The organism is Desulfitibacter sp. BRH_c19, from assembly GCA_001515945.1.
Lineage (GTDB): Bacteria > Bacillota > DSM-16504 > Desulfitibacterales > Desulfitibacteraceae > Desulfitibacter.
Genome location: LOER01000036.1, coordinates 95,883 through 116,172 on the forward strand (window position 1 = coordinate 95,883; position 20,290 = coordinate 116,172).

Here is a 20,290-nt window from a genome sequence, read left to right on the forward strand (position 1 = left end):
CATTATAATTAGTGCCTAGGACCGGGATGGGTCTGAATGCTAACTATTATACCTTAGTAGACTGTCAAATTATTAAATGCAGTTCTATTCAAATATGTTTCTATCAACTTTTCTAAAACTAATCCATAAACTAGTTTTCCATTATAGGCGTGTCCTATATTTCTCACCAAAGACCTGAAGTCATTGGTATTATAATGAACAAATAAAACTCTTAAACGCCAAGCAAAAACTCTTGAGTTATAATCCCACATAAAACATTTGATTATTATTATTGCTTGTTCTAATGTTACATTATATATTTCCTTAGAGTAAACATTTGCATTGGTATATCCATAATAACTAATTATTGTACCTAATCCAATCTGACATTTCCCAATTGTATAGTTTTTTATTGGAACTTTAAACAATACAGATAATATTAATCTAAACACAACAACTATATACTCACCAATTCTATAGTAAGTTGGTCTATAAGTAATTTCGATTAAATAAATTCCATAAAGAACCTCTGAAGGTAGATCATATTCCTTAGATAAAAGGTAAAGGCGGTTAGCATCTTCTTTTGTTATATTGATTTTGCTAGTAATTTTATTTAAATGCTTCTGTAAGTTCACAGCTTTTTTAAGAGTAGATTAATATATTCTTTATGATTGTCTAACTGACCTTCGATTATAAATGCAAGTTCTATTAACTTAGATTGATTTTCTTGCTGCCTATTTAATTCCGCAATACTTGAGTCTTTGTGGCTTTGAACTGCCAATATGTAATAGTATTTTTCATTACCTTTAAACTTTAGAATATACACATATCCATTTTCGATTTCAGCAAAATATGATTCATATTGTTCAAGATAATAACTCCTATAATTATTTGTATTGTAGAAGTTTCTTTCTTGTAAAAGAACATAATTTTTGAGCATAAAGTTACTAATTTCACTTGAATTAAACAAATTTGACAATTTACCCCATCTTAACTTGTTAGTTTTAGTTGAGGACGTTAATTTTTCAATCAGCTCCACTAAATTTAACTCACTCATATGAAAAACTCTCCTTTCTTATTACAGGTTGCTTTTAATTGTGCAAGACTGTCTGATAATATAATTTTATCAAGGTTTTCCCCTTTAGATAACTCTGACCTAGCGTTTTTAATTGCCTTCTTAGTTTTTTCATTTAAGATAAGAGAGTAATTGTCTAATTCCAGTATATGCACTTGTATTGTAGATAGTAATCTTCCTTCTAATTTTTCACTATTTAATAAACTAATATCCGCCTCAAACTGGTTACTCATAGCAATCCTTTTTTCATTATATTCATCAGTATCAGATTTTCTCCTGATTGTTTCAATAACTTTTTTAGAAATATAAATTAAATATAGTGAAACGAAAAATGCAGCGATACTAAGGATCTGAGAAATAGTACTAAGAATTTCCATTCATAAAAATCCTCACTTGTGTTTTTGTATATATTTCTTCAAAATACAAGAAATTCCTTTATTTGTTTAAATGAATTTCTTTTTCTTTCATTTATTTTTAAATGAAAAGTTGGTCCGCTCTTTTCTAACTTATTCTCCCTAAGCTTGTAGAATATACAAAGTTTCCTCTATTGTTCGATAATTCATTACTGCTCCCAATGAAAAAATTAAATCACAAACTTGATTAAGAATCTTTGGGTATCTCCAGTTTTAATTTTTATTAGATCCCACTTTCTTTTCGTCTTCCACCTACAAAACATTTTCACCAGAAGGTGCTTTCGATTGTAACCAGTTGTCCAGTTAGAAAAAGCCAAAGACAAACATCTTCTACCCTAATAATTTTAAAAATCTTTTAGGACTTCTCTTCTTAATTGAAACTCAACTCTCCAGACAGGTTTTTCTTCATTCCATCTGTTTTCTTCCCAAAGTTGTTTACTTTGGTTTTATCATATATTGTAAAATAGGGTATCTACTGAGGAGCAAGCATCGACCTGATTACAGTTGATAAGGATAGAAAGCTTGGAAAAATAAAGATGAATTTTACTGAGGAAACACAAAAGCATTTTATAAAACATGCCCCTTCTGGAGAAAATCCGGAAGGGGCTTTTTCTATTTCTAAGGAGTTTTAACCTAACGTGTCTTTCCAGATTTCTTTGTAAAAGATCATATGAAATGAGACTATTGATGTAAAGAAATGGTAATAATTTAAAGACTAAGTAGTTGAGGAGGAAGAATATGACTCCTATAGATTTATTTGCAGCTGGTGTAATCTTTGGAATATATGCTTATTCACAAGCTCGCAAAAAAAATAAAGGGGGTAGATAAAAAAATGGTATATTTTGTATTTGGGGTAGCTGTCGGTGTTGGAATATGTGTTTTGGCTGACGGTATTGAAGAATCAAGGAGTTATGCATAACTTAATAAGGCTATTTTGAGGTTATTTCAGAATAAAAATTCCTTCTGGAAAGTTAGCATCTAGAAGGAATTTTTATTATTTATAGAAATTGATAGTGGTGAAATATTTTTCCACACTAAACTTAGAGATATTAAAAAGCCTATTGCGAACTGGAGGCTGAAGGAAGCTATCATTATTAATGTTCAGTAGTATGTCAAAGATTTCAACAATAATCTATAACTTTAGCTGCCCCTGGAAGTAATACAGAGGCAGCTATCATGCATAAATATGGCAAATATAAAGAAAAATGTGAAAATGGCAGGAATATTGTAGGTTATGTGGAACTATTTACTAGAATCATTTAGGCAGGCAAATGTAGAGAAACGGTTTTTTGTTGACCAACAATTATCATGGGAGGTATCTTTGAAAAACTATCAATTTGGTTATCCAACAAGATGCAATGCATGTATAAGTATTTCAGAATGTGAATTGAAAGTACAGCCTTATTTCAAAAATGGAGGCCATATTAAATTAATGTTAGTTGGTCAGGACCCAACTATATTTAAAAAACCTGAACGGGTTAAACATGTATTGATGTTGGACCAAGAAAATAGTCAGCTTTCTCGTTGGCTAAAAGGCATTTTTGGGTTAAAGACCTTTAGTAATTTGACTATTTATGCTACTAATCTTGTAAAGTGTTCGTTTTTAGAGCCTCCATCATTAAAAGATAAAGGAGGTCTCAGTTTTCTTAAGCCACATTTTGAGAACTGCAAAGAACATTTAAAAAAGGAACTTAGTCTTTATAGACCTACACTGGTCCTAACTCTAGGTGGACCAACTCATAAACTATTTAGAACAGCCCTGGATGATCCAGAAAAAGCAAAAGAGACTATGAAGGAATCATTTTCTGGAAGTTTTCTGAGAGTAAGGGTAAATGGTTTCGAATTTGATTATTCTCCATGTCTACATATTAAGACATTTAGAGTTGCAGAAGTGTATGGGGATAGTGTTAAGATATTTAAGGGTGGTTTGAAAAAAATTTTAAAGAAATAATGGGATAGAGGTTTATCCAACTGTTGTCTTAAGTGAAGGGGGAGTATTTCGAGGGGATTGAACTAATCTCATATGTTTAACCTATCAATGAATAGAGGGGTAAGTAGTGGATGAACAAAAGAACGATTATGAGAAGAGTTTTAATATAAGCTTAGAAACTAGAAATTTTGAAATTGAATTATTTTGGAAGAGATCCATTTTCTTTTGGGGTTTTATAACAGCCTCGTTCATTGCATTTGCTCAATTGTATAAAATTAATTCCGGCTTTGCCGTTATAATAGCAAATTTCGGATTTATTTGCTCATTGGCATGGACATTGGCGAACAGGGGAAGTAAGTTTTGGCAAGAAAATTGGGAACAAAAAGTAGCCGAGTATGAAAAGAATATTGATTTGGATTTATTTAGTAGAATTGAAAAAATCCAAATGCACAAATTTTGTATATTACGAGCTAGAAAGTATTCTGTTGGTAAGCTGGCAATTTGCCTAAGCGACTATACTACAATTTTTTGGTTTCTTACTTCTTTGGTATTATTACTTAACGAACTGAATCCATCTTTTATTCAAATTCATAAAGTTGTAGGGATAATATCTTTTTGGGTATTCACATTTATTTATTTTTTATACGTAATAATATTTGCAAAGACTACTGAAAAGTTAGACGATTAAAATCAATCTATCTACAATTTTACTTTCTAATTGAAATTGATCACCAATAATTATACAGCTCATAACGAATATACGAATTACGGAATAAACTTTATCAAAATAAAGGGGTGGATGAAATGGGAATAAAAAATTTCGGCTTTGAAACTGTAGAAACATATCTACAAAAGGCTATATATTTCATTCCAGATTACCAAAGGGAATACTCTTGGATAAAAGATGAACAAGTTGATGATTTCTGGACGGACTTGGAATTAGCTATATCTGAAGAACGAAATAAACATTTTTTTGGGCAAGTCGTAATTCACGAAGATACTACTGTAAATAGGAAATATATAATTGATGGACAACAAAGGACAACAACTTCGGTAATATTTTTAGCAGTACTTCGAGATTTTTTTGAAGCAATTTTCTCTGATTCAGAACACCTAGGAGCCAGAAATAAGTATGAGGATATTCGATTAAAATATATAGGTAGATGGACTGAAGATGAAAATGAATTAAGACTTACCTTAGGGAAGGTTGATCAAATCTATTTTAGGGATAATATTCAAATTGTTAAACCGATCGAAACTCCTTTAGAACAATCTCATGTCAGAATTATGGAGGCATATGAGTATTTTGACAGTAATTTACGTAAAAAGTTAGCTATTCTTAGTTCATACCAAGAAAAATATGAACTTTTATTAAAGTATTACAACAAGTTACTTAAAGATTTTCAGTTAATGTACGTTGAAACTGATGATATGAATGAAGCATTTATCATATTCGAAACTTTAAATGCTAGGGGGAAAGATTTAGAAACAGCAGATTTATTAAAAAATCACTTATTTAGAACATCAGGTTCACTCATTGAAAATGTTAAAAATGATTGGGTTAAGACTGTTGAAAATCTAGAAAATATTGATGTTACTAAATTCCTTAGACATTACTGGAATTCCAAATATCCTTTTTCTCGTGAAAAAGATTTATATAAGAGAATTAGAAATACTGTTGATACACCAAGAAAATGTATAGCTTTTGTTAAAAGTCTTGATGAAATGTCGGGCGTCTATAAAACACTCGTAAATCCTCAGGAAGAATTTTATTTTACAGATACAGATATAAATTTGTCTTTACAACATTTAAAAAATCTAAGTGCCAGCTCATTTTATCCAGTTGTTTTATCCATGTGTGAAAATGAGTATGAAGACAGGGATATTAATTTAATTATATCTCTGATAGAAACACTTATTTTTCGAAATTGTGTTATTGCGGGTAGAGTTGCTAACAAATACGAAAAATTATTTTCTAACGTAGCACTAGACATTGCAGAGAGGGAGATCACAACTGTTGATAAAATTTATAAAAGAATTAAAGACGAAATTGTTACCGATGATGAGTTAGAGAACTTATTTAAATTCTATAGTGTAAAATCCACAGCTGTAGCTAAGTATATTCTTAGGGAAATAAACAATTATTTAGATAATGAGGTACAGGTAATAAATGATAACTATAAGATCCATTTAGAGCATGTAATGCCACAGAAATTAGGATGCCATTGGAACATTGATGCAGAAATTCATAAAAAATATTTAAATCGTATAGGAAATTTGACCCTACTAGGGCAAGAATACAATAGAAACCTAAAAAATAGAGCATTTGATGTCAAAGGGCAGGTATATCATTCATCTAATCTGAAAATCACCAAAAGTATAGCAATTAACTATACTACTTGGGATGAAAAGTCCATAGAAAAAAGACAGGATGAATTATTTGTCCATGTAAAGAAACGTTGGAACATAGATGCATTTTAATAGTAAATTGATGGGCAAGGGTACAGGTGCATTGACTTAGAAAGAGTTACATCTGTATTTACTTAATAGTACCATTACTTAATAAACATATAAAAAACCGCTGTTATACTCGTTACGGTGAGCCGTACCATAAGTAATGGTGGTTTTTACTTGGAGGTTAATGAAATTATAATAATAAGTATTTAAGAGTAATTAATACAGTATTTCCAAAAATATTAAAGGAAGTAAGAGTAGGTTATATAACTTATAAGTATAAAACAAATATTAACTATAATAATAAAAAAATCATAGTACAATGAAAAAACTTTAAAAGCATTTATGCAAACCTAAGAACTAGAGGGTAAGGGGGAATTAAAATAAATAAAGTTTTAATTGTTGAAGATGATATTGCATTAAACAATGGTATTGTTTTGAGCCTAAAACAAGAGGACTATGAGTTTATACAGAGTTTTACGTTTAAAGAAGCAGAAAATCATCTATCAGAAACAGAATTCGACTTAATTATATTAGATGTAAATTTACCTGATGGAAATGGTTTTGATTTGTGTAAACAAATAAGGCAATATTCTTCTATACCAATTATTTTTTTAACTGCTAATGATATGGAAATTGATGAGGTAACTGGCTTAGAGCTTGGAGGAGATGACTATCTCACTAAACCATTCAGTTTAATGATACTGCGTGCAAGAGTTTCTGTATTGCTGCGACGCGTAAAACAAGTGATTAAGAATGAAAAAATCACGATTAGACATTTTGAATTTGATTTTGATACTATGAAGTTTTATAATAATGGTGTTAAAATTGAATTAAGTAAGACAGAACAAAAACTCCTTAAAATCCTAGTGAAAAATAAAGGAAATGTGCTTAAGAGATCAACCTTAATAGATAAAGTTTGGTCAGAGGGTTCAGAATTTGTAGATGAAAATGCTTTATCAGTTACTATAAAACGCTTACGAAATAAATTAGAAGATAATCCTGTAAAACCAAAATACATACAAACTGTATATGGAATAGGATACATATGGATGGTAGATGTGGATGGATAAAACAAATATTATTTTTCTTATACTTGCTATTGTCTTTATTTTTACTTCTACCATTTTTACCATTGTAAATAGATACAAAACAAAAAATACCATTAATAGATTAAATCATATGTTGGATAGTGCAATAAGTGGTAATTTTTCAGAATCTACCTATGATGAATCAATGTTATCAGCATTGGAGGTAAAGTTGGGTAGATTTTTAAGTATGTCTTTATTTGCTGAGAATAATCTTTCTACAGAGAAAGAAAGAATTAAAGCTTTAATCTCTGATATTTCTCACCAAACAAAAACACCTATTTCTAATATAATTCTTTACTCACAGCTATTAAATGAGCAGAAACAACTTCCTAATAATAGTTTGGAAATGATAAAACAGATTACAGTACAATCAGAAAAGCTTGATTTTCTTATAAAAGCTTTGATAAAAACATCAAGACTTGAAACAGATATAATATCTGTGGTACCAAAAGCTGACTCTGTTTTGGACTTAGTTAATGATGTTTATTATAAAATAAAGAAAAACGCAGAAGAAAAGAACATTAAAATTCAAACAATATGTGAAGAGTGTAAAGCTGTTTTCGATAAGAAATGGACAGAGGAAGCACTATATAATATTTTAGATAATGCTCTTAAGTATACACCAAATGGAGGTAATATTTCAGTATCAGTTATTCCTTATGAGATGTTTTGTAGAATTGATATTGTGGACAATGGCATTGGTATTAGAGAGGGAGATATTAATTCTATCTTTATGCGGTTTTATCGTTCTATAGATGTAAACCAATATGAGGGTGTAGGTATTGGATTATTTCTTGCAAGAGAGATTGTTACTAAACAAGGAGGATATATTAAAGTTACTTCTACTATAGGAAAAGGCTCAACTTTTTCTATCTTCCTGCCAAAATAAAGCAAATCTTTCAAAACTGTTATATTTGAGAAAGATTCTAGAAAGATTCGTTTATTATAGTTTATACCATAAGAGGGTGTAAGCTATATTTTTTATGGAGGTTATTTTGTGAATATATTAGAAACAGATAATTTAATTAAGCATTACGGTAAAGCCCCAAATCTAGTAAAAGCTTTAGATGGTGTAAATCTATCAGTAGAACGTGGAGAGTTTGTTTCAATTGTAGGTACATCGGGTAGTGGGAAATCTACTTTGTTACACATGCTTGGAGGGCTTGATCGAGCAACTGAAGGAACAGTAAAGGTAGATGGAGAAGAACTTTTTTCTTTAAAAAAAGATGAATTAACTATCTTTAGAAGGAGAAATATAGGATTTATATTTCAAAGCTACAATCTCGTACCTATATTAAATGTATATGAAAATATTACTCTACCTATTGAACTAGATGGTAATAAAATTGATAAAGACTATATTAATCAAATTGTTAATACTTTAGGTTTAGAAACTAAGCTTAAAAATTTACCAAATAATCTCTCTGGTGGCCAACAACAACGTGTGGCTATTGCAAGAGCTTTAGCTACTAAGCCTACAATTATCCTTGCGGATGAACCTACTGGAAATTTGGATAGCAAAACTAGTCTTGATGTTTTGGGATTATTAAAAGTAACCAGTACACGCTTTAACCAAACTATTGTAATGATAACTCATAACGAAGAAATTGCACAAATGGCTGATCGTATCATTCGAATTGAGGATGGTAAAATAGTAAGTGGTGATCACAAATGATTAAGGTACAAAATAAAAAAGTGATCCATGGACTTGCATTTAAAAGTCTTAAAGCAAGTAAAACTAAAAACATAATGGCTATTATTGCAATAGCATTGACTACAATTTTATTTACCAGTCTTTTTACCATTGGTATTGGTATGATAGAATCCTTTCAAAATCAAACGGTAAGGCAGTCTGGTGGAGACGGGCATGCTGTTTTAAAATATATAACTGATGAGCAGTATAACAACATGAAGGAACATCCTTTAATTAAAGAAATAAGCTATAATAAAATAATTGCAGATAGTGTAGATAACCCTGAGTTCTTAAAACGTCGTGTAGAAATGTATTATATGGATGAAACTGCTATGAAACTTGGGTTTAGCGAACCTACTACAGGAGATGTTCCAATAAATGAAAATGAAATAATTACAGATACTAAAACATTGGATTTATTAGGGGTTCCTCATGAAATTGGCGCTAAAGTATCTCTCAAATATACAATAAAGGAAGAGCAGATACAAACAGATTTCGTATTATCTGGCTTTTGGGAAAGTGACCCTGTTTTTAATGTAGGGTTTGCAATTGTTTCCATTGAGTTTATGAAATCACATGCTACTAAGCTTGAAAACACATACAAGGTAGACGGTAATACCACAGGAGCTATTAACTCTTATATTATGTTTAAAAATAGTTTTAATTTGCAGGAAAAATTAGTTAAGGTAATTACTGATAGTGGATATACAGTTCTTGATGGTAGAGAAAGAAGTGAAGTATTACCTACAGATATAGCTAGTAATGTAAACTGGGCCTATCTATCAAGTAATTTTTCACACTCAGATCCAGTAACTATTATATCTGTGATTATGTTAGTAGTATTAATAATATTTACAGGTTATCTGATTATATATAATATTTTTCAAATATCTGTTATAAAAGATATCAAGTTATTTGGGTTGCTAAAAACTATTGGAACAACATCAAAACAAATTAAAAGCATTATTTCACAGCAGGCTATTATATTATCAATCATTGGTATTCCAATTGGCCTTTTTATAGGGTTTTTTCTGGGTAAGGCTTTACTTCCATTAACTATGGGAATTACAAGCTATGGTGGGAATAATGCAGTTGTTTCCGTTAATCCTATAATATTTATAGGGGCCTCAATATTTGCTTTAGTTACAGTATTTATAAGCACTCACAAACCTAGTAAAATTGCCGGAAAGGTTTCACCGGTGGAGGCAGTACGATACAGCGGTGGTAGTGAACAAATAAGAAAAAAAACCAAATGCTCTACAGATGGTGGGAAGTTATGGAAGATGGCACTTTCCAACCTAGGTAGAAATAAAAAGCGAACAATAATTGCTATCATATCTATGACACTAAGTTTAGTATTGCTTAACTCAGTATTTACAGTTTCTAACGGTTTCGATATGGATAAATTTGTTTCAAAATTTGTGGAAACTGATTTTCTTATTGGTCATGCTAATTATTTTAACATGAACCATTTTCGATCTCAAGAGGATGAGCTTAGTGAAAGCTTTATATCTAATGTAGAAAAGCAAGAGGGTTTTCAAGCAGGAGGTAGGATTTACTATAATATTGATGTTGGTGATTGTTCGATATACCGTGAGAAGCCTAATGAACTTAGTTATTTTGGTCATCCTCTAAACAAAGCAAGGGATGGGCAGCCAAGCTTAGATTTATATGGTATGGAGGATTTTCCTCTTTCACGATTAGATATTGTTGAAGGAAAATGGGATATAGAAAAATTGAAAAGTGGAAGATACATTATTGAAGGAGTCCATGAAGGTGACCACGGTGATATACTTTGGGATACCTCACATTATGAAATAGGAAACACTATGGAGATAACAGTAGATGGGGAAAAATATGAATACGAAGTTATGGCAAAAGTTAGAATAAAAACCTATTCTATGTCTACCCGTAGATTTGATGAATTTGCTATGTACTTACCTGAAGAGGAATACTTAAAGATAGTTTCAAAACCTATTGTGATGACTTATGCATTTAATGTTGAGGATGATAAGGAAGCAGATATGGAATCTTTTATAAAGCAATACACCAAAAAAGTAGAGCCTCTTATGAATTATGAATCTAAGAAAACCTATGTAGATGGTTTTAAGGATCTTCAGAATATATTAATTACGGTTGGTGGTATTCTTAGCTTTATAATCGGTTTAATAGGGATTCTAAACTTTATAAACTCAATGTTTACGAGTATATGGGGAAGACGACAGGAGTTTGCCATGCTACAGAGCATAGGTATGACAGGCAAGCAACTGAACAGAATGTTGTGTTTTGAAGGCTTATATTATGCAGTCAACACAATTATACTATCACTAGTATTAGGAATTATGTTTTCTGTTGTCATTATTGGAGGAGTTATTAGTGAGTTATGGTTCTTTAGTTATAAATTTATTCTAACTCCATTACTAATTACCTACCCAATAATGATAGTACTATCATTAATAGTACCTTATGTGGCATATCGCAGCATTAGAAAAGGAAGTATTGTAGAAAGGTTAAGAGAAATAGAATGATTATTTATTTAATTCTCGTCTTAATCTTTGCTGTTTTTTATAGTAGTATAGTAGTATAGTAGTCTAAATAAAAACCGCCCCGTTACGGTGAACCGTACCATAAGTACGACGGTTTACTCTTTAATGAGGAGATTATTATGGATATACTAATTTCACTACCTCCGGTGCCACCCATACACTATTTCTAAAGGAAAGGTGCTTTATATATAGCACATTGGATTAAACTTAAAAAATAGGGGAGGTAAGATCAGTGTGTGATACCCTGGTGGCTTTAGGCAATTCTACGTCAGACGGATCAGTCATTTTTGCCAAGAATAGTGACCGTAGTCCCAATGAACCATTAATTACTATAAGGATACCCCAGAAGAAATATCAAAAGGGAGCTAAGCTGAAGTGTACTTATATTGAGATTGACCAGACCGAGGAGACTTACGAAGTACTCCTGATGAAGCCCTCGTGGATGTGGGGAGCGGAGATGGGTTTTAATGAATTCGGCCTCAATATTGGAAACGAAGCTGTGTTTACCCGGGAGAAATACGGTAAAGAGAAGCTTTTGGGCATGGATATGCTACGTATTGCCCTTGAGCGATGCAAAACAAGCAACGAGGCTCTAGAAATGATAGTAAGTCTGTTGGAAAAATACGGACAGGGTGGTAACTGTGGGTATGATCATAAATTTACATACCATAATTCTTTCCTCATCGCCGATAAAAGTTCTGCCTGGGTTTTGGAAACGGCAGGTGAATATTGGGCAGCCGAATATGTCAGAGATGTAAGGAATATTTCAAATCGCCTAAGTATTGGCAGTAAATATGATAGAGCCCACCCTAATCTGGTCAGAAACGCTGTTGATAAGGGATGGTGCAAAAGCGAAAAAGACTTTCATTTTGCCCGTTGCTATAGCGACTTTCTATATACAAGGCTTAGCGGATCATTGCAAAGGTATAGCGCAGGCAAGTGCATCCTGGAAGTAGAAAAAGGCCGAATTAATGCCGATACGATGAAAAAAATTCTGAGAAGCCATGACCCTAAAATAGAAGGGAAGCAGTTTACCAAACACTCTCTGCAAAGTGTTTGTATGCATGCCGGCTTCCTGTTTGGCGACCATACCACCGGTAGCTATATTGCAACTCTCAGTCAAAATATTTGTACCTATCAGATAACTGGCAGCTCCACACCCTGCCTAGCTGTTTTTAAACCCTACTGGATGATAGAAGGAGAGTCATTTTCCTTTGCGGAAAGTACAAAAGATGCAGCCGTGGAATATTGGCACAAACGAGAGAAACTTCACAGACTTGTCATAGAAAACAGAATCCCCGATTTTGGGGCGTACCTGTTACAAAAAGACAGTCTGGAAAAAAAATTTAATGAAATGATATCTTCAGTTGATTTGGAAACCGCAGATAGTGATCGTCATCTTCTGGAGATCATGAATCAAGCTATGGCCTCCGAAGAAGAACTTGTTGAAAGAACCATAAATTCAGCGAAATACAGCCAGTCCAGAATAATTGGCGGAATGTACTTCCGCCATTATTGGAAAAACAAGACCAAAGCCATGAAGAAGTAAGTAGGTAGACGTAAATTTATACTTGGCGAAAACTGTCGTTAGTGTAGTTAAAGGTTATTTGGGAAGTTTTATAGTTCTAAACAAACGATATTAATCTACAAAGCTACGTAACCTCATTTAAGCTGAGCAAAGCTAAAATAATACCTTTAAAAAACCCTCAGGTTAATTCTAATAACTTTCCATCAGTAGGAGAGATTAAATGGAATTGTCGAAATAGAGATTTAGTACAAGGGTACAGTTCACTTACGCACCCTTGTACTTTTTTGAGTATTAAACCAGACAAATATATGTTGAAGCAAGATTTTATTTGAAATATAAAGGTTTAAGCTGATTTGGGTATGAAATATTTTAATTAAAGTTAAGCACTACTTTTAGCCTATATGAAGATTATATTATTGCAAGGAGATTTAAATTATTTATCCAAGAATAAAGTAATTCCATCCAATCAATAATGCAAACAATAAAATTAGCATAAAAATTGTTACAATATACATCACTTTACGTTTAGGTGTAATTAGAGCTTTTCGCATTGAATTGACAGAGAATATTCCTACAAAAATTGTTCCAAAAAGTAAAGGGTAATTCAACAAAATATGTGGTTTTACTTCTGCAAAAGTTATGAAAGTGGTCATCATAATCTTAGCAGAAGGGATGAAATTATTTATGATAGTAACCGTACCACATAGTACTAATATTGAATGATATAGATTAAATCTTCTATTTTCAGGTTCTACTTGTTTCTTCCTATTTCTAACTGCAGCAATGAGCAGAATAATTGGTGCTATAAGAAAGAATAGTGAACTAATTATTAATACTACTAAACTAGTAATTAAAAAGGGTATTGTTCTGCCTTGTGGTAATGCAGATAAATCCATTCCATGTCCTACAATAACCTGTTTTACAGTATCATTTTCCATCTTAAATCGTAAAATAGGATAAGCATTTCTGAAGATAGGTAGATTATCATCAACTATTTCATAGTAGTATGGCTTGGTCTGGATATAAGTACCCTCATATGGTCCTAAGGTCATTGAAATTTCATTTGTATCAGTAGCATTAATTTTATACAAGCCTATGTATTTTGCAAAATCTACAAAATTACCTTCTTGTCGTTCCATTGGTACATAATGACCAGCTACTTCACTAGAAGAAGGTAACTCTTCCTCAAGTGATTTGAGTTCCTTATCTTCCTTTCCGAGTAAAAGATCTTGTAATCCAAAGAGAATATTCATTTCAAGGTAAGCATTTGTAAGTATTACAATCCCAAAACGTTCCTCTGGTACTATTGTAAATTGGTTTGAGAATGCAGCTGTGTTACCACCGTGACCCAAGGTGCGATATTCACCTACATATTCAAAGAACCCATGGGCGGTTCCTATCATGTCTCCATCTAGATTATAACTCGGTGAAAGCATAGTGTTTATAGTATCTGAATTTGTAAACAAGGGTGATTGTTCTTCTCCGTTAGGAGTAAGAGCAATAGCATATCGTGCCAGGTCTTCCGCTGTACCATTGATAGAACCAGCTGGAAGGTGAGAAATATAGGACCAATTACCAAGTATGAATCCTCCTTTTTGGTCAGGCAGGTACCCCTTTGCTTTTGATTCTAGAATTTTCTTATTGTCAGCAAATGTAGGGTGGGCAGAAGTATTATTCATTGAGAGTACATTAAAAATATGTTCCCTTTCATAATCCTGAAAAGGCTGTTTGCTAATATGTTGCACTACATAGCCAGCAAGAGATGCTGCATAGTTACTATAGGCGCTAGCAGTACCCACTTTGTAATATTGTTTTGGTTTATCTCGTAGTATAGCTTCTTCTAAAGAAACTAACTTGTCTGGAGAAAAGACTATAGTATTAAAAGCATAATCTCCAAAACCCGCAGCATGATTCATAATATCCCGCATTGTAATTTTTTGTTTAAGGTTAAGCTTTCTAGCAAATTCTGGTGGAAGGTATGTTTTAATATCTGCATCTAAATCTAGTTTATCCTGTTCAACTAGTTGCATTACAGATGCCCAGGTGAACAATTTACTTACAGATGCCCATTCAAAAACTGTGTTTTTTGGGTTAACAGGGATCTGTTTTTCTATATCTGCATAGCCGTACCCTTTCAAAAAAATAATTTCGCCATCTTTTACAACTGCAACTGAAGCACCTGGTGTTGTTTTCCCAATATACTCTGATACATATTGATCAATAGTTTCTTCCATCTTATTAAATGGAATACCTGAAGGGGTTTCGCCTTTAGGTATATTTAGATTAGAAGCAAAAACAGATGTTGTAAATGTTCCAAAAGCAATAACAACCATAATAATACTAGCAAGTGATAACAACAATACTCTTCTTTTCATTGCAAAATCCTCCTTGTATACTAATATTAGAAACCGTTAGCCAGGGGCTTAGTACCACTTATCTCCCACCTAAAGAGGTGGAGTCTTAGTGGTAGTTAGCCATCGGATAAAATTTTTAATAGACTGACTAAAAGTCAGTAATAAGGCGTAAATCATTCCAATAGCCGGTTTTACTATTGGAATGATTTATACTTCAAACAATTCTTCTTCTGACCCTAACGTGTGATTGAGTAATTTTTTAAATGCATTTAGATAATCTTTAGCCTTTTCAATATTATTATTGTGGAAATGATTATCACCAATTACAAACATATAGGCAGTCATTAGGTATGCCGATACTTCTTCTGGATATTCTACATGAAATACTCCTGCTTCATTTCCTTGTTGTATAATTTCACTAAAATAATCTGTCATAGTATATGCTAGTTTGTGATTAATTTGATCCATCATAAAAGAATTTTCAGGTAACTGAATGACCTCTTTTAAAGAATAATCTTTTTCAGCCACAGATGACTCAGATATAATTGTGCTGTTTAAAAATAAAACCACCTTTTCCTTAGCGGAAAGTTTTATATCATAGGTAATTAATTTTAATCGTGAAAGAATAGGTTCAATCTGTCTTTTAACAATATAAAACAGAATATCTTCTTTAGATTTAAAATGATAATATAATAATCCTCTTGAAATCTTCAAACTATCAATGATGTCTTGTGTTGTTGTTTGTAAATAGCCCTTTGCATAAAATAGATCTTTTGCAGCTTCTATTATTTCTGTTTTACGAACCTCAGGATCTTTGACCTCTCGCACTTTGGCACCTCCTCACAAAAACAATCTAACACTTAACTGACACTTTGTCAATAGAATTTATGACTTAAATTATAAATTTATTAGCGTGTGTGTAGGATAATTTTTAACGCAAAAATCATGTAAATAACATCAAAAATTTCTTAAGTAGCTTTACGAGGTGATGGACCTTGAGAGGAAGGATGTGAAACATGATGAAAAGATAAGTTCTCTAATCGTCATCGTTGGTTGATATTAAAGGCAGCTTATTTTCACCTTTGCCTTCTTTATCAGGAAAGAGACTATCATCACCAAGTTTTGATACTAAGAATCCTGTTAGAGAGCCAAAAATCAGATGGTCTGCAAGAGACAGGATGGGTGATAAAGGTCTCTTAGATTTAATCTTTAGCCCAAGGTTAGAAACTAACCCATTGATCATTATCCAAGATATCGCTGCTACTCCCATTCCTTTAACTACAGCCTTATCACGACCAGTTGCTGAAAGAAGATAGCTTATTACAACACCAACTGAGCTTACATTAATGTTATTAACAAATGCAGCTAAAAGTTTGCCCTCAGTGGAATTAGTTTTGTTTTTGGGGATAAACAGACTGGAGGCAAGATGATTGTATCTTAAATCAGTATAACCTGCCCTATACTCTGCTGAGTTAATCAATCTACCTGGAATACCAGCTATTAGTCCAGATACCATTCCTAGAATAATTCTGTCAGTAATCTTTCTCATATGATAAACATCTCCTATAGTAATCCTATTTATAGGTTGTCTTAATAAGCCTTTATTATAACTGGATTATTAAGACAAAAAGTTCCATTATTTATCCACAAAAACAACATTATTCTTTAACATAGCCTAAAATATAAACACCTCATTCCACTTCGACTATGGAATGAGGTGTTTAAAACTAAATTTTAAGGAAACACTTGACCTTGAAGTATTATATCACCTATACGGTCAAATCCTAGTTGAGGTCTAACTGAAACGTTTATACTAGGTAATGTTCCTCCAAAATCTAACAAAGTTGTGGCTACCCAATTCAGATTATCCTCTGTGGGTATTAAAGGTAATGTAGCTAATGGTTCAATGGAATCTGGAATTGTAAGATAAGCTACATAGGTATCGTAAGGACCGAAGGTACCTGGTGCTGGTAAGTTAATGCCTAAGATAGTAACACGCTGAACTGGAGGTGTAAATATTGTTATTTCAAAGACCGAAACTCCTGCTATAAACAGTTGTTCAGCAGGTCCCGTAGCATCTAAAGGGTGAGTTACAATAAAACTTTGATTATTTTGGCGTTCATTATTTCCCATAATATTCCTCCTTTGCTTATATATACTATATATTATGCAATTTAATTAAAGGGGTGTGCATAAACAATGGGATTGTAGAGAAATGTGAGTGTATAGTGAAAAAATAGTCAAGAATTCTTGTCGTGCAAGCGATTTTAAAAACACAAAAAAGTAAAAACGTACTTGACAAAAGCAAGAGCATTACCTTACAATTAATTTAAACGCCGTTCAAAATACTAAACAATGTTTAAAGAGCTTATGTTCAAAATCGAAGGGTGGTGAAATTATGGTAAAAAAAGAACACCAATTGCGAAAACAGGAAGAAACTAAAAAGAAAATCTTAGATGTGGCTCGGAATATAATTTCTGAGGAAGGTATCAAAGGGATATCGATACGTAAAATAACCAAAGCGCTAGATTACTCTCCAGGTATTATCTATCATTACTTTAAAGACAAAAATGAGATTGTTGAAACCTTAGTAGGGGAGGGTTATGGTCGAATCCTTGCGTCAGTTAAGTCCGTAAAGCGAAATGAAGCTGAACCGGAAAAGGAAATAGAGGAAGCATTTACCAACTATATTAAGGCCGCTTTAGAGTCCTCTGAATACTATAAGGCTGTTATGCTTAGTGATGACCCTTCTATATTAAAAAAGACGGGTTTGCTGGAGCAAGGGGTTTCTAAAAAAAATCCGGCTATAAATATACTATCTGAGAATATCGAAAGAGGGATTAGCAGAAATCGTTATGCAGCATGGGATTCTGAACTTACGGCTCAGATCATCTGGACATCTACCTTTGGTTTGGTTTTAAGACTAATGACTGAAAAGGATATTTCTCAAGAGCAGGTAAATCGCTTAATTGATCATCATTTCAATGTATTACTTAAAGGTCTTATTGTACGAAAGGAATAGTAACTTAAAATCTTACAGATTAATTTAGAAAATAATTATACTGTGTAGCAGTATAGGATTTTATAGGGAGGGGCTAATATGTCAAAATTAACACTTGTGTTAATTATTATTGCAGTACTTTTGGTTTTATTTATAGCAGGTTCATTTATAGCAAAATTTCTATTTAACCAAAGTGTAGAAAAGGAAGTTGAAGATTTTTTTAGCAAAGTAGAAAATAAAGGTGAAATTGTGACTAAGGGGGATATAGTAGGATTACCACAAAATGTTCAAAAGTGGCTTGAATGCTCCGGAATTATTGGAAAAGAAAGAATAACAGCTGTTCGTTTAAAACAAAAAGCAGATATGAGATTGGAAAAAGATAAGTCATGGATGCCAGTTCAAGCAGAACAATATTTTACCTCAGAAGAGCCGGGATTTATCTGGAAGGCAAATATTAAGGCAGCTCCGCTAATCCACATTGTAGGGAGAGATAAATATGAGGGCGGAAAAGGAAATATGCTCATTAAAGTTCTTTCATTATTTACTGTTGCCGATTCCGAAGGGAAAGAAACTGATCAGGGTACCTTGTTAAGATATCTTGCTGAGACGATATGGTTTCCTAGTGCAGCTTTAAATGAATACTTAACATGGGAAGAAATAGATGCAGATAATGCTAAAGCAACCATGACCTATGGAGAGATAACGGCCTCGGGAGTATTTACGTTTAATGATAAGGGTGAGGTTATTAATTTCGAGGCGGAAAGGTACGGGGAATTTGATGGGGAGACTAGATTAGAGACATGGTCAATTCCTGTGCGGGAGTATAAAGAATTTGAAGGAATAAGGGTTCCTACCAAAGGAGACGTCACCTGGAAATTAGATACCGGAGATTTTAATTGGTATAATTTTGAGGTTACAGAAATTGAATATAATAAATCGGTACCATACTAGTTAATAATTCTAAATTTTTTGGAGGGGTAATAATGAACATATCAATTGTTTATTTTTCTTCCCGTGGGACAACGGAAAAGGCAGCACGAATACTTAAGGAATATCTTGACGGAGAAGTAAAACTAGTAAATTTAAGAAAAAGCAACGAGCTAGATATAACAGACTTTGATGCAGTCATTATAGGTGGATCTATTCATGCAGGTTCAATGCAAGGTAAGGTTCAAAAGTTTATAAAAAATAATCAAAATCTCCTGATCAGCAAAAAACTAGGCCTTTTTCTGTGCTGTATGAGGGAAGGGGAAGAAGCAAAAGAGCAATTTGAAAATGCTTTTCCTAAAGAACTTAAAGATATAGCTATAGTTCAGGGACTTTTTGGTGGGGAATTTATTTTTTCTAAAATGAACTTTATTGAGCGGCAAATCGTTAAAAAGGTTAGTGGTGTAACAGAAGATACCTCTACTTTTAATGAAAATGCTATAAAGGATTTTGCTAATAATTTTACTGAGCTGGTAAAGCATAATTCAAAATCTTAAAGGAAATAAGTATTGTATAATGTAAATGAGCCTCATAATGTTTGAGTTAATTCTTATTGGACTCACTCATGGATGAGGCTTAAATCTACTTTATAACAAAGTCGAAATACTGTAAAAGTGATATTGCATCAGGTAACGTAACTATAGTTTTCTTTGTTTTATTATTTAGTGGATTTATTCTATAATCCTTAGCAAAAGAAAAATCTGCCTTTGATAAATTTGAATCACTAAATTTTGTTCCAGTTAAGATTGAATATGTAAAGTTACTTTCTGATAAGTCAGTATTGATGAAGTCACTTTCTAGTATCCTGCATTGTTGAAACATGCTTTTCTTTAAGTTAAGATTAGAAAAATTACAATTTTGAATTAAACAATCCTTGAAGTTTATACCAATAATAAAGGAATCAATCTTGTTAAAGCTTATACCTAATAACTTGCAGTTTTCAAACTCAACATTTCTTAACTTTGCATCTTTAAATTGTGATAAGCTTAAATTACACTCTTTAAATAAGCAATCTTCAAAAAATGCTAAAGAAAAATCTGCATGTGAGAAGTCACAGCTTGTAAATTGACAATTCGCAAATATTTTATTGGTCATATTTTGGTCAATGGCCTTTATACTTGTAAAAGCCATATCGTTATGTTCACTTTCGCATAATAATATATCTATCATTGTTATTCTCCTTTTTGCTTTCGATATCGTTTAGATTACATTTGTTGAAACATATCTCCTGTTAATTAT

General features: G+C 32.3%; 19 protein-coding genes. 11 read left to right on the forward strand and 8 right to left on the reverse strand.

Features of this window, described 5'->3' with window-relative positions; genetic code table 11:
* Positions 1–53: 53 nt before the first annotated feature.
* Genes APF76_00735 through APF76_00745 form a run of 3 tightly spaced genes read right to left on the reverse strand, consistent with a single transcriptional unit; the run spans position 54 to position 1,431 of the window.
* Positions 54–614: a hypothetical protein gene (locus tag APF76_00735; GenBank protein ID KUO49802.1), complete on the reverse strand. Its 561-nt coding sequence runs from the start codon at positions 612–614 to the stop codon at positions 54–56.
* Entirely contained in the window at positions 611–1,036 is a 426-nt protein-coding gene (locus APF76_00740) for a hypothetical protein (GenBank protein ID KUO49803.1), read from the reverse strand. The genes APF76_00735 and APF76_00740 overlap by 4 nt, the downstream gene beginning before the upstream one ends.
* A complete protein-coding gene (locus APF76_00745; protein KUO49804.1) occupies positions 1,033–1,431 on the reverse strand; it encodes a hypothetical protein in 399 nt (132 codons plus the stop codon). The genes APF76_00740 and APF76_00745 overlap by 4 nt, the downstream gene beginning before the upstream one ends.
* Before the next feature lie 1,357 nt (positions 1,432–2,788).
* On the opposite strand from APF76_00745, the gene APF76_00750 reads away from it, so the two are divergent.
* From APF76_00750 to APF76_00785, 8 genes are all read left to right on the forward strand, one after another.
* Complete coding sequence (locus APF76_00750) at positions 2,789–3,418, forward strand: hypothetical protein (GenBank protein KUO49805.1); 630 nt, start codon at positions 2,789–2,791, stop codon at positions 3,416–3,418.
* Between the two features lie 106 nt (positions 3,419–3,524).
* Complete coding sequence (locus APF76_00755) at positions 3,525–4,085, forward strand: hypothetical protein (GenBank protein ID KUO49806.1); 561 nt, start codon at positions 3,525–3,527, stop codon at positions 4,083–4,085.
* A gap of 116 nt (positions 4,086–4,201) precedes the next feature.
* Positions 4,202–5,878, forward strand: a complete 1,677-nt coding sequence (locus APF76_00760) for a hypothetical protein (GenBank protein ID KUO49807.1) — start codon at positions 4,202–4,204, stop codon at positions 5,876–5,878.
* 356 nt (positions 5,879–6,234) lie between these two features.
* Positions 6,235–6,924 carry a two-component system response regulator gene (locus APF76_00765; protein ID KUO49808.1) on the forward strand — a complete coding sequence of 230 codons (690 nt, stop codon included), beginning with the start codon at positions 6,235–6,237 and terminating at the stop codon, positions 6,922–6,924.
* Positions 6,917–7,831 carry a histidine kinase gene (locus tag APF76_00770; GenBank protein ID KUO49809.1) on the forward strand — a complete coding sequence of 305 codons (915 nt, stop codon included), beginning with the start codon at positions 6,917–6,919 and terminating at the stop codon, positions 7,829–7,831. Before APF76_00765 ends, APF76_00770 begins: the two co-directional genes overlap by 8 nt.
* A gap of 108 nt (positions 7,832–7,939) precedes the next feature.
* A complete protein-coding gene (locus APF76_00775; GenBank protein ID KUO49810.1) occupies positions 7,940–8,617 on the forward strand; it encodes an ABC transporter ATP-binding protein in 678 nt (225 codons plus the stop codon).
* Positions 8,614–11,163, forward strand: coding sequence for an ABC transporter permease (locus APF76_00780; protein ID KUO49811.1), 2,550 nt, complete (start codon positions 8,614–8,616; stop codon positions 11,161–11,163). Before APF76_00775 ends, APF76_00780 begins: the two co-directional genes overlap by 4 nt.
* A gap of 250 nt (positions 11,164–11,413) precedes the next feature.
* Positions 11,414–12,730, forward strand: coding sequence for a hypothetical protein (locus APF76_00785; protein ID KUO49812.1), 1,317 nt, complete (start codon positions 11,414–11,416; stop codon positions 12,728–12,730).
* A gap of 416 nt (positions 12,731–13,146) precedes the next feature.
* Here APF76_00785 and APF76_00790 read toward each other — a convergent pair whose 3' ends face one another.
* The 4 genes from APF76_00790 to APF76_00805 all read right to left on the reverse strand — a co-directional run bounded on the left by APF76_00790 (position 13,147) and on the right by APF76_00805 (position 17,196).
* Positions 13,147–15,084 carry a hypothetical protein gene (locus tag APF76_00790; protein ID KUO49813.1) on the reverse strand — a complete coding sequence of 646 codons (1,938 nt, stop codon included), beginning with the start codon at positions 15,082–15,084 and terminating at the stop codon, positions 13,147–13,149.
* A gap of 186 nt (positions 15,085–15,270) precedes the next feature.
* A complete protein-coding gene (locus tag APF76_00795) occupies positions 15,271–15,891 on the reverse strand; it encodes a hypothetical protein (GenBank protein ID KUO49814.1) in 621 nt (206 codons plus the stop codon).
* A gap of 208 nt (positions 15,892–16,099) precedes the next feature.
* Positions 16,100–16,612, reverse strand: a complete 513-nt coding sequence (locus APF76_00800) for a hypothetical protein (GenBank protein ID KUO49815.1) — start codon at positions 16,610–16,612, stop codon at positions 16,100–16,102.
* Between the two features lie 185 nt (positions 16,613–16,797).
* A complete protein-coding gene (locus APF76_00805; GenBank protein ID KUO49816.1) occupies positions 16,798–17,196 on the reverse strand; it encodes a hypothetical protein in 399 nt (132 codons plus the stop codon).
* A gap of 265 nt (positions 17,197–17,461) precedes the next feature.
* Between APF76_00805 and APF76_00810 the strand changes: the two genes are divergently transcribed.
* The 3 genes from APF76_00810 (at position 17,462) to APF76_00820 (ending at position 19,548) form a co-directional block, all read left to right on the forward strand.
* A complete protein-coding gene (locus APF76_00810) occupies positions 17,462–18,085 on the forward strand; it encodes a hypothetical protein (protein ID KUO49817.1) in 624 nt (207 codons plus the stop codon).
* A gap of 78 nt (positions 18,086–18,163) precedes the next feature.
* Entirely contained in the window at positions 18,164–19,015 is an 852-nt protein-coding gene (locus tag APF76_00815; GenBank protein KUO49818.1) for a hypothetical protein, read from the forward strand.
* Between the two features lie 32 nt (positions 19,016–19,047).
* Entirely contained in the window at positions 19,048–19,548 is a 501-nt protein-coding gene (locus tag APF76_00820; protein ID KUO49819.1) for a flavodoxin, read from the forward strand.
* An 85-nt stretch (positions 19,549–19,633) separates the two neighbouring features.
* On the opposite strand, the gene APF76_00825 is transcribed toward APF76_00820, so the two are convergent.
* Positions 19,634–20,221, reverse strand: coding sequence for a hypothetical protein (locus APF76_00825; GenBank protein KUO49820.1), 588 nt, complete (start codon positions 20,219–20,221; stop codon positions 19,634–19,636).
* Positions 20,222–20,290 lie beyond the last annotated feature (69 nt).

Excerpts from the sequence above, each read along its gene's own strand:
- APF76_00740 (KUO49803.1), bottom strand. The coding sequence starts at position 1,036 with ATGAGTGAGTTAAATTTAGTGGAGCTGATTGAAAAATTAACGTCCTCA.
- APF76_00745 (KUO49804.1), bottom strand. The coding sequence starts at position 1,431 with ATGGAAATTCTTAGTACTATTTCTCAGATCCTTAGTATCGCTGCATTT.
- APF76_00760 (KUO49807.1), top strand. The coding sequence starts at position 4,202 with ATGGGAATAAAAAATTTCGGCTTTGAAACTGTAGAAACATATCTACAA.
- APF76_00770 (KUO49809.1), top strand. The coding sequence starts at position 6,917 with ATGGATAAAACAAATATTATTTTTCTTATACTTGCTATTGTCTTTATT.
- APF76_00780 (KUO49811.1), top strand. The coding sequence starts at position 8,614 with ATGATTAAGGTACAAAATAAAAAAGTGATCCATGGACTTGCATTTAAA.
- APF76_00790 (KUO49813.1), bottom strand. The coding sequence starts at position 15,084 with ATGAAAAGAAGAGTATTGTTGTTATCACTTGCTAGTATTATTATGGTT.
- APF76_00800 (KUO49815.1), bottom strand. The coding sequence starts at position 16,612 with ATGAGAAAGATTACTGACAGAATTATTCTAGGAATGGTATCTGGACTA.
- APF76_00805 (KUO49816.1), bottom strand. The coding sequence starts at position 17,196 with ATGGGAAATAATGAACGCCAAAATAATCAAAGTTTTATTGTAACTCAC.
- APF76_00810 (KUO49817.1), top strand. The coding sequence starts at position 17,462 with ATGGTAAAAAAAGAACACCAATTGCGAAAACAGGAAGAAACTAAAAAG.
- APF76_00815 (KUO49818.1), top strand. The coding sequence starts at position 18,164 with ATGTCAAAATTAACACTTGTGTTAATTATTATTGCAGTACTTTTGGTT.
- APF76_00820 (KUO49819.1), top strand. The coding sequence starts at position 19,048 with ATGAACATATCAATTGTTTATTTTTCTTCCCGTGGGACAACGGAAAAG.
- APF76_00825 (KUO49820.1), bottom strand. The coding sequence starts at position 20,221 with ATGATAGATATATTATTATGCGAAAGTGAACATAACGATATGGCTTTT.